The sequence below is a fragment of the Acetobacter sp. UBA5411 genome, from assembly GCF_002409645.1.
Taxonomy (GTDB): Bacteria; Pseudomonadota; Alphaproteobacteria; order Acetobacterales; family Acetobacteraceae; genus Acetobacter.
The window spans coordinates 75,782-83,546 of sequence record NZ_DHNR01000007.1; the positions used below are offsets into that span (position 1 = coordinate 75,782).

The following is a 7,765-nucleotide window of genomic DNA, read 5'->3' on the forward strand; positions in this document are numbered from 1 at the left end:
GACTGGAACACCATGCCGACATGCGCGCGCAACCTGTGCGCCAGCGCTTCGTCGGAAGCCTTCCAGGGACCGCCCGAGCGACGGATACTGTCGTCGGCAATCGTCACCGTGCCTTCATCGGGGATTTCCAGGAAATTCAGACACCTCAGAAAGGTCGATTTTCCACATCCCGAAGGACCGATGATCGAGATGAGGTCTCCCCGTTCGACGGTCAGAGACACCCCATTGAGCACCTTGTTTGAATCGAACGATTTACTGATCGATTCAGCGCAAAGTACCGTTTCAACGCAAATGGCTGGCCCGGAATTATCCGGGCCAGCCATTTTGCCATCGTCATGAAGAGACGGAGTTGTATCAGGCAGCTTTCAGCATCCCACGCAAGACGTACTGGAGAATGCCACCATGACGGTAATATTCCACCTCGTCCAGCGTATCTATGCGACAAAGTAGTGACACTTCTTCCTTCGTCCCATCGGCGCGGGTGATGACCAGCGTCACGTCCATGCGCGGCGTGATCTTCTCAAGGCCGATAATGTCGAAGGTTTCGTCACCCTTCAGCTTCAGCGTCTTGCGATCCGTGCCTTCCTTGAAGAGCAGCGGCAGAACGCCCATGCCCACAAGGTTGGAGCGGTGAATACGCTCGAAGCTTTCGGCGATGACCGCCTTCACGCCCAGAAGCAGTGTGCCCTTGGCAGCCCAGTCACGGGACGAACCCATGCCGTATTCCTTGCCGCCGATGACGACGAGGGGCGTGCCTTCCTTCTTGTACTCCATGGCCACATCGTAGATGAAGCCCTGCTTGCCGTCCGGATAGTGCTTGGAGAGACCACCTTCCGTTCCGGGGCACATCTCGTTCTTGATGCGGATGTTGGCGAACGTGCCACGCACCATGATGCGGTCGTTGCCACGACGCGAACCGTAGGAGTTGAAGTCCTTCGGTTCTACACCGTGCTCCATCAGGTATTTGCCTGCTGGCGAGTCCTTCTTGATGGCGCCGGCCGGAGAGATGTGGTCGGTCGTGATGTTGTCACCAAGCAGAGCCAGGAGACGCGCACCCTTGATGTTGCTCGTCGTGCTTGAAGGCTCGGCGGGCATATCCTTGAAGTACGGCGGATCCTGCACGTAGGTGGACTTCGGATCCCACTTGTAGGTCTCGGAACCGGTCGCGATCTTGAGATCCTGCCATTCCTTCGTGCCCTTGGACACGGTGGCGTAGCGTTTGATGAACTCTTCACGGTTGATCGACGAACCGATCAGCGCGGCGATTTCCTTGTTCGTCGGCCAGATGTCCTTCAGGTAGACCGGCTTGCCGTCCTTGGACGTGCCGAGCGGCTCCTTCGTGATATCCTTGCGCATCGTGCCGAGCAGCGAATAGGCCACGACCAGCGGCGGGCTGGCGAGGTAGTTCGCACGCACGTTCGGCGAGATACGGCCTTCGAAGTTACGGTTACCGGAAAGCACCGAAACAGCGACCAGCTTGTTGTTCTCGATGGTGTCGACAATGTTGTCGGCCAGCGGACCGGAGTTACCGATGCAGGTCGTGCAGCCGTAACCGACCGTGTTGAAGCCCAGAGCGTCGAGATCTTCGCTCAGCCTGGCGCGGTTCAGGTAGTCGGTGACAACCTGCGAGCCCGGTGCCAGCGATGTCTTGACCCATGGCTTCGGCTTCAGACCAAGGGCGCGCGCCTTGCGGGCGACGAGACCGGCGGCAATCAGCACGGCGGGGTTGGACGTGTTGGTGCAGGACGTGATCGCCGCGATGACGATATCGCCGCTGCCCAGTTCGTAGTTGGTGTTGGCGACCGGGAACTTCTTGTCCTTGTCGGCTTCGGCCACACCAAGGCTCGACGTCAGCTCTTTTTCGAACGCAGAGGTTGCGTCGGTCAGAACAACGCGGTCCTGCGGACGCTTCGGACCGGAAATGGACGGCACGACCGTGGACAGGTCGAGTTCCAGCGTGTCGGTGAAAACGGGCTCAGGTGTTTCCGCCGTGCGGAACATTCCCTGCGCCTTGTAGTATTCCTCAACCAGCTTGATGCGGTGGGAATCACGGCCTGTCTCGTGCAGGTAGTCAAGCGTGAGCTTGTCGACCGGGAAGAAGCCGCATGTTGCGCCGTATTCCGGAGCCATGTTGGCGATCGTTGCACGGTCAGCAACCGGCAGATGGTCGAGAGCCGGGCCGTAGAATTCGACGAACTTGCCGACAACGCCCTTCTTGCGAAGCATCTGGGTGACGGTCAGCACCAGATCGGTCGCCGTAGCGCCTTCCGGCAGCTTGCCTGTCAGCTTGAAGCCGATGACATCGGGGATAAGCATGGCGATCGGCTGGCCGAGCATGGCGGCTTCAGCTTCGATACCACCAACACCCCAGCCCAGAACGCCCAGACCATTGACCATGGTCGTGTGGGAGTCAGTGCCATACAGCGTGTCAGGATAGACGTAGTTCTTGCCACCGACTTCGGCCGTCCAGGCAACCTGCGCGATATATTCGAGGTTCACCTGATGGCAGATGCCTGTATCGGGCGGAACGACCGAGAAGTTCTCGAACGCTTCCTGACCCCAGCGCAGGAACGCATAGCGCTCGCCGTTACGGTCGAATTCGATGGTGATGTTCTTCTGGAGCGCATCCGGCGTGCCGTAGACGTCCACCATCACCGAGTGATCGATGACGAGGTTGACCGGCACCAGCGGGTTCACTTTCTCCGGGTTGCCCTTCAGCTGCACGATGCCATCACGCATCGCGGCGAGGTCAACCACACCCGGAACGCCGGTGAAGTCCTGCATGAGAATACGCGACGGCTTGAAGGGAACTTCCTTCGTGCTGCGAGCCTTTTCAAGCCACGCTGCAATCGCCTTCGCATCATCCGGCGTGTAAGAACGACCGTCTTCGAAACGCAGTACGTTTTCGAGCAGCACCTTCAGGCTGACAGGAAGACGCTCCACCTTGCCGATGGTCTTCTCGGCCTCCGGGATCGAGAAATAATGGTAGGTCTTGCCGTCAACCTTGAGCTCACGCCCGGTTTTCAGCGAATCGTGCCCAACCGCTTTCATAAAAATTCCCTCCGCGACAACAGCATCCCGCTGGTATGTCGAACCGGCAGCACCCCCAGCAATCATGGAGGGAGCGCCTGTACCCGGGAAGAGTCCCGGGCCACCGGCTTGATCTCTGATCGGTGCTAGAACATACCGGGAGCGCGCCTCCGCACAAGCGCACCGGCGACCACAAGAACGCGAGCAGAGCGAAAAGCCCTCTTCCTGTGGTCACAAACAGGGGAACAGGCTCATCTCTGAAACATCCTCCCTTTCTCCGATACTTGAAGCACGGGACATCACGGTCTTCCGGGGTGAGCGGCTCGTGCTGGATCAGGTGAGTCTTTCCCTCTTCGCAGGCGAAGCGATGCTGCTGACGGGACCAAACGGCGCGGGCAAAAGCACGCTCATGCGTGTGCTGGCAGGGCTGAGAAAACCGGATTCAGGTGAACTGCTCTGGCAGGGCAGCAATGTCTTTGCTGACCGCATGGCTTACGCCCACAACATTGCCTATCTCGGTCATCAGGATGCCCTGAAGCCGGGCCTGACTCTAAGAGAGAATCTCTCCATCTTCGCGCATGAAAATTCTCTCGATGAGGCGTTCGACAGTTTCGATCTGCGCCCTCTGGCTGACACGCCCGTGCGGCTATTTTCCGCAGGACAGAAACGACGCGCCGCCCTGGCCCGCGTGATTCTCGCGCAGGCGCCGCTCTGGCTGCTGGACGAACCGAGTCTTGGGCTGGATGTTCATTCTGTCGGTCGTCTTGGCGAAGCGCTCCGTAACCACCGGCAGAAAGGCGGCATGATCATTGTCACCACTCACGTCCCGCTTCCGCTGGAAGATGTACGTCATCTGACATTGTCAGGGGTTCCGGCGGATGACTGGGCCGGGGAGTTCACGGACGTATGATGCGCCTTTTTCTTGGAATTATCGGGCGCGATCTGCGTCTGGCCCTGCGTCATGGGGCCGACACGCTCGGGGCTGTGCTGTTTTTCATTCTTGCAGGCGCGCTGTTCCCGCTGGCGCTCGGCCCCTCTCCCGAATTGCTGCGACGTATGGCTCCCGGCGTCATCTGGGTGTGCGCTCTCCTTGCTGCGCTTCTACCGCTGGATCGTCTGTTCGGTTCGGAATTGGAAGACGGGTCACTGGATCATCTCCTGCTGACCGGCCTGCCTCCTGCGCTTGTCGCACTGGCGAAAATGGCCGCTCACTGGCTGACAACAGGTCTACCTCTGCTGATTGCAGCCGTTCCAATGGCCATCATGCTTGATATGCCGACACATGCCTTTCCGGCGCTGCTGGCGGGATTGATACCCGGCACCATGGCGTTGTCGCTTTTTGGCGGAATGGCGGCGTCGATTGTGCTTGGCGCACGGCGCGGCGGGGTTCTGCTGCCGCTGCTTGTACTGCCGCTCGTCACACCCGTGCTGATTTTTGGGGCCGCGGCTGTGGATTCGGCCCGAATCGGATTGGCCTGGGCACCTGATATGGAACTGCTTCTGGCCATCCTTGCCGGAGCTTTCCCACTCTGCCCTCTTGCGGCCGGAGCAGGATTACGGGCGGCCGCAGAGTAGGAAGTGGAGCCTAATTCTCCGCTAGCGTCTGGCGACTCGCCCGAACGCGGGTCACACGACGCCCTTCCATTTCCAGCACCTCGAACAGCCAGCCCGAAAACACGACCTTGTCCGCAACTGCCGGAACGCGCCGCAGCAGGGCGAGAATCAGGCCACCCAAGGTGTGATAATCCCCCTCACCCGGCAGCTTTCCAAGCCCGAGCCGATCTTTCACCTCATCGGCGGGCTCTGATCCCTCAAGGATTACAACGTCACCGGGTTTGACTGACAGCAGGGTGTGCTGGCCGTGCTCATTGACCTCGCCGACGATGGCATCGAACAGATCGGAGGCCGTCACAATTCCTTCGAATGACCCATATTCATCCACAACCAGCGCAATCCCCAACGGGATGGAACGCATCCGTTCCAGCATATCCAGCGCGGAGATGGAATCGGGCACAACAACCGGCTGTCGGAGGCCTGCTTCGATCGAGACCGGCATACCGTCGAGCAGGCGATCAAGCATGTCACTCGCCAGAATGACGCCGACCGGATTGTCCACGCCTCCTTCACAGACAACCAGACGGGAAAAAGTGGTTGCCCTTAACGTCGAGACCAGCACGTCGCGCGGAACATGGCGCTCGATCCATACGATCTCGTTACGTGGTGTCATGATGGCGCGGACAGGCCGGTCTGCCAGACGCAGAAGTCGCTCGATCATCGTCCGTTCTTCGTGCTCCAGCACGCCAGCCTGCGCCCCCTCAAGCAGAACGGCTCGCAACTCCTCTTCCGTCAACGTCTGTCTGTCAGCCACGGAAACACGGAGAAGCTTCAGGACGAGGTTGGAGGAAAGGCGAAGAAACCAGACAAAAGGACGAGTGATGATGCCCAGAATATCAAGCGGTGCGGCCAGCGCCGCCGCAATCTTCTCTGGATACTGAAGCGCCAGCTGTTTGGGCACCAGTTCTCCCAGAACCAGCATCAATCCTGTGATGGCGAACACCACCACAACCATGGAGATATCTTCAGCAAACGGTTTCAGCGCTGCAAACTGGGCCAGCCAAGGGGTCAGGGCGGCTTCGATCTTTACGCCGCCGAAGGTGCCTTCCAGAATCGACACCAGTGTCATGCCAATCTGCACTGTCGGAAGGAAGCGCTGCGGATCATCCGCCAGCTTGAGCGCCCGTTCAGCTCCTTTCACTCCCTGGCTCTGAAGCATCACCAGACGGGGTCGCTTCAGTGAAATCAGCGCCAGTTCGCCCATGGCGAAAACGCCGTTCAATATGACAAGCAGCAGAATGATCAGAATGGAAACAGTCATGACATCCGAACGTGGGAAACAGGGTCAATAAAGAAAAAGGGGCAGAACCAGCCGGTTCCGCCCCATATAGTGCAGTCTGTGTCGATTATCTAACGCCCTGTTCAGTCTGCGGCGTCGACTGGCACAGCTTTCTCTGAAGCCGAAGCGCTGACCACGGTTGTGACGCGCGGCGGCTTTGCCGGCTTCTTGCGGGCAACGATTTCTTCCAGCTTTTCCTCGACCTGCTCGGAGTAGTTGTACTGAGCAGGACGCTGGTTCGCCAGCGAGATTTCCGGCGCCATCGGCTTCTCGGTCTCGGGTCCGAACAGCGCAACCTTGGCGATGTGCCACGGACGCTTCACGGCATCCATCACAGCCGTGGACTCGTAACCGGAGTGAACCATGCAGTCGGCGCACTTTTCATAGTTGCCTGTGCCGTAATCATCCCATTTCGTGTCGCTCATCAGCTCGTTGAACGACTTGGCGTAGCCTTCACCCAGCAGGTAGCACGGACGCTGCCAGCCAAACACATTGCGAAGCGGCTTGCCCCACGGTGTGCAGTGGTAGGTCTCGTTACCAGCAAGGAAGTTCAGGAACAGAGGCGACTGCGTAAACCGCCACTTGTGGCCCTTGCCGAGACGGAAGATCTCACGGAACAGCTGCTTCGTCTTCTGACGATTCAGGAAGTGCTCCTGATCAGGCGCACGCTCGTACGCATAACCCGGCGCAGTCATGATACCGTCAACGCCCATCGCCATCACTTCATCAAAGAAGGCAGCAACACGCTTCGGATCGGCACCGTCGAACAGGGTGCAGTTGATGGAAACGCGGAAACCGCGCGCCTTGGCTTTCTTGATAGCCGCAACGGCACGCTCATACACGCCTTCCTGACAGACGGACGCGTCATGCATGTCCTTGTCGCCATCAAGATGCACGTCCCATGAGAAGAACGGGTTCGGCTCGAAATCGTCCATCTTCTTCTCGAGAAGAAGCGCGTTCGTGCAGAGATAGACGTATTTCTTGCGGTCGATCAGCGCCCGGACGATCTCCGGCATCTCCTTGTGGAGAAGAGGTTCACCACCAGCGATGGCGATAACCGGCGCACCGGCCTCGGCGTCTGCATCAAGGCATTCCTGCATCGTAAGACGCTGATTCAGGATCGCCGCCGGATAGTCGATCTTGCCGCAGCCCGCGCAGGCAAGATTGCAGCGGAACAACGGCTCCAGCATCAGCACGAGGGGATAACGCTGTTTGCGGGTGATATGCTGTTTGACAACATACGCACCGACCCGGACAGCCTGCATCAAAGGTACCGCCATTACGCTCTGCTCCTCAGGTCGGCGTTTACGCCGACGTCCAATCAAGTTGCGGACATAATATGGCCATGTCCGGAAAGAAGAATAGAAACCGTCTCGTGGCTCAGGCCTGCGGACAGGTCATGGCGCGTGTGTGCATCTACGGCACCACGCATTCGGATTGATGCCTATATAATAACCGCCTTGACGCACTCAAGTGCAGATTGAACATCTGTTGCAATAACACCACACTAATCGGCCATTCGGAAAACGACCCTTGCAACTCACCCTGAAACACGACCAAGCAGGCCAGACTTTTTTATCGATCCGACATTTTGTTTGTCTGCAACCACATGGGTCTCATGAGCCCGAATGCCTGCGTGTCATCAGACACCACCTTTCAACGGTTATGCAAACACCTTGAAGTTCAGGCGTTTCAACGGCTCACACAGACGAGCCTGTCGGTGATACACAGACGATGGATGTGACCAGTCATGGCCCAGAACACACCTTCTTCCCAGCCTTCGTCGGGTGACAGCAAGAGTATACCCACGCGTGGGCGCTTTCCGTTGCTGGATCGTGTTTC

At 58.5% G+C, this 7,765-nt stretch carries 6 protein-coding genes; 2 read left to right on the forward strand and 4 right to left on the reverse strand.

Annotated features, from left to right (window positions below):
- Positions 1 to 323: ATP-binding cassette domain-containing protein (locus B3759_RS02975; protein ID WP_291363475.1), on the reverse strand; the 323-nt coding region annotated here is incomplete at its 3' end.
- A gap of 31 nt (positions 324 to 354) precedes the next feature.
- A complete protein-coding gene (gene acnA, locus B3759_RS02980) occupies positions 355 to 3,051 on the reverse strand; it encodes an aconitate hydratase AcnA (RefSeq protein WP_291363498.1) in 2,697 nt (898 codons plus the stop codon).
- A gap of 259 nt (positions 3,052 to 3,310) precedes the next feature.
- On the opposite strand from acnA, the gene ccmA reads away from it, so the two are divergent.
- Positions 3,311 to 3,940 carry a heme ABC exporter ATP-binding protein CcmA gene (ccmA, locus tag B3759_RS02985; protein WP_291363500.1) on the forward strand — a complete coding sequence of 210 codons (630 nt, stop codon included), beginning with the start codon at positions 3,311 to 3,313 and terminating at the stop codon, positions 3,938 to 3,940.
- Positions 3,937 to 4,605, forward strand: a complete 669-nt coding sequence (gene ccmB, locus B3759_RS02990; protein ID WP_291363477.1) for a heme exporter protein CcmB — start codon at positions 3,937 to 3,939, stop codon at positions 4,603 to 4,605. Before ccmA ends, ccmB begins: the two co-directional genes overlap by 4 nt.
- 10 nt (positions 4,606 to 4,615) lie before the next feature.
- On the opposite strand, the gene B3759_RS02995 is transcribed toward ccmB, so the two are convergent.
- Both B3759_RS02995 and hpnH read right to left on the reverse strand, forming a co-directional pair.
- The gene (locus B3759_RS02995) at positions 4,616 to 5,905 is read right to left on the reverse strand and encodes a hemolysin family protein (RefSeq protein WP_291363478.1); all 1,290 of its coding nucleotides are present in this window, start codon (positions 5,903 to 5,905) and stop codon (positions 4,616 to 4,618) included.
- Positions 5,906 to 6,006: 101 nt separating this feature from the next.
- Positions 6,007 to 7,203: an adenosyl-hopene transferase HpnH gene (gene hpnH / locus B3759_RS03000; RefSeq protein WP_291363480.1), complete on the reverse strand. Its 1,197-nt coding sequence runs from the start codon at positions 7,201 to 7,203 to the stop codon at positions 6,007 to 6,009.
- Positions 7,204 to 7,765 lie beyond the last annotated feature (562 nt).

Bases quoted from the DNA above. Each gene is read 5' to 3' on its own strand.
- acnA (WP_291363498.1), bottom strand. From the start codon at position 3,051: ATGAAAGCGGTTGGGCACGATTCGCTGAAAACCGGGCGTGAGCTCAAG.
- ccmB (WP_291363477.1), top strand. From the start codon at position 3,937: ATGATGCGCCTTTTTCTTGGAATTATCGGGCGCGATCTGCGTCTGGCC.
- B3759_RS02995 (WP_291363478.1), bottom strand. From the start codon at position 5,905: ATGACTGTTTCCATTCTGATCATTCTGCTGCTTGTCATATTGAACGGC.
- hpnH (WP_291363480.1), bottom strand. From the start codon at position 7,203: ATGGCGGTACCTTTGATGCAGGCTGTCCGGGTCGGTGCGTATGTTGTC.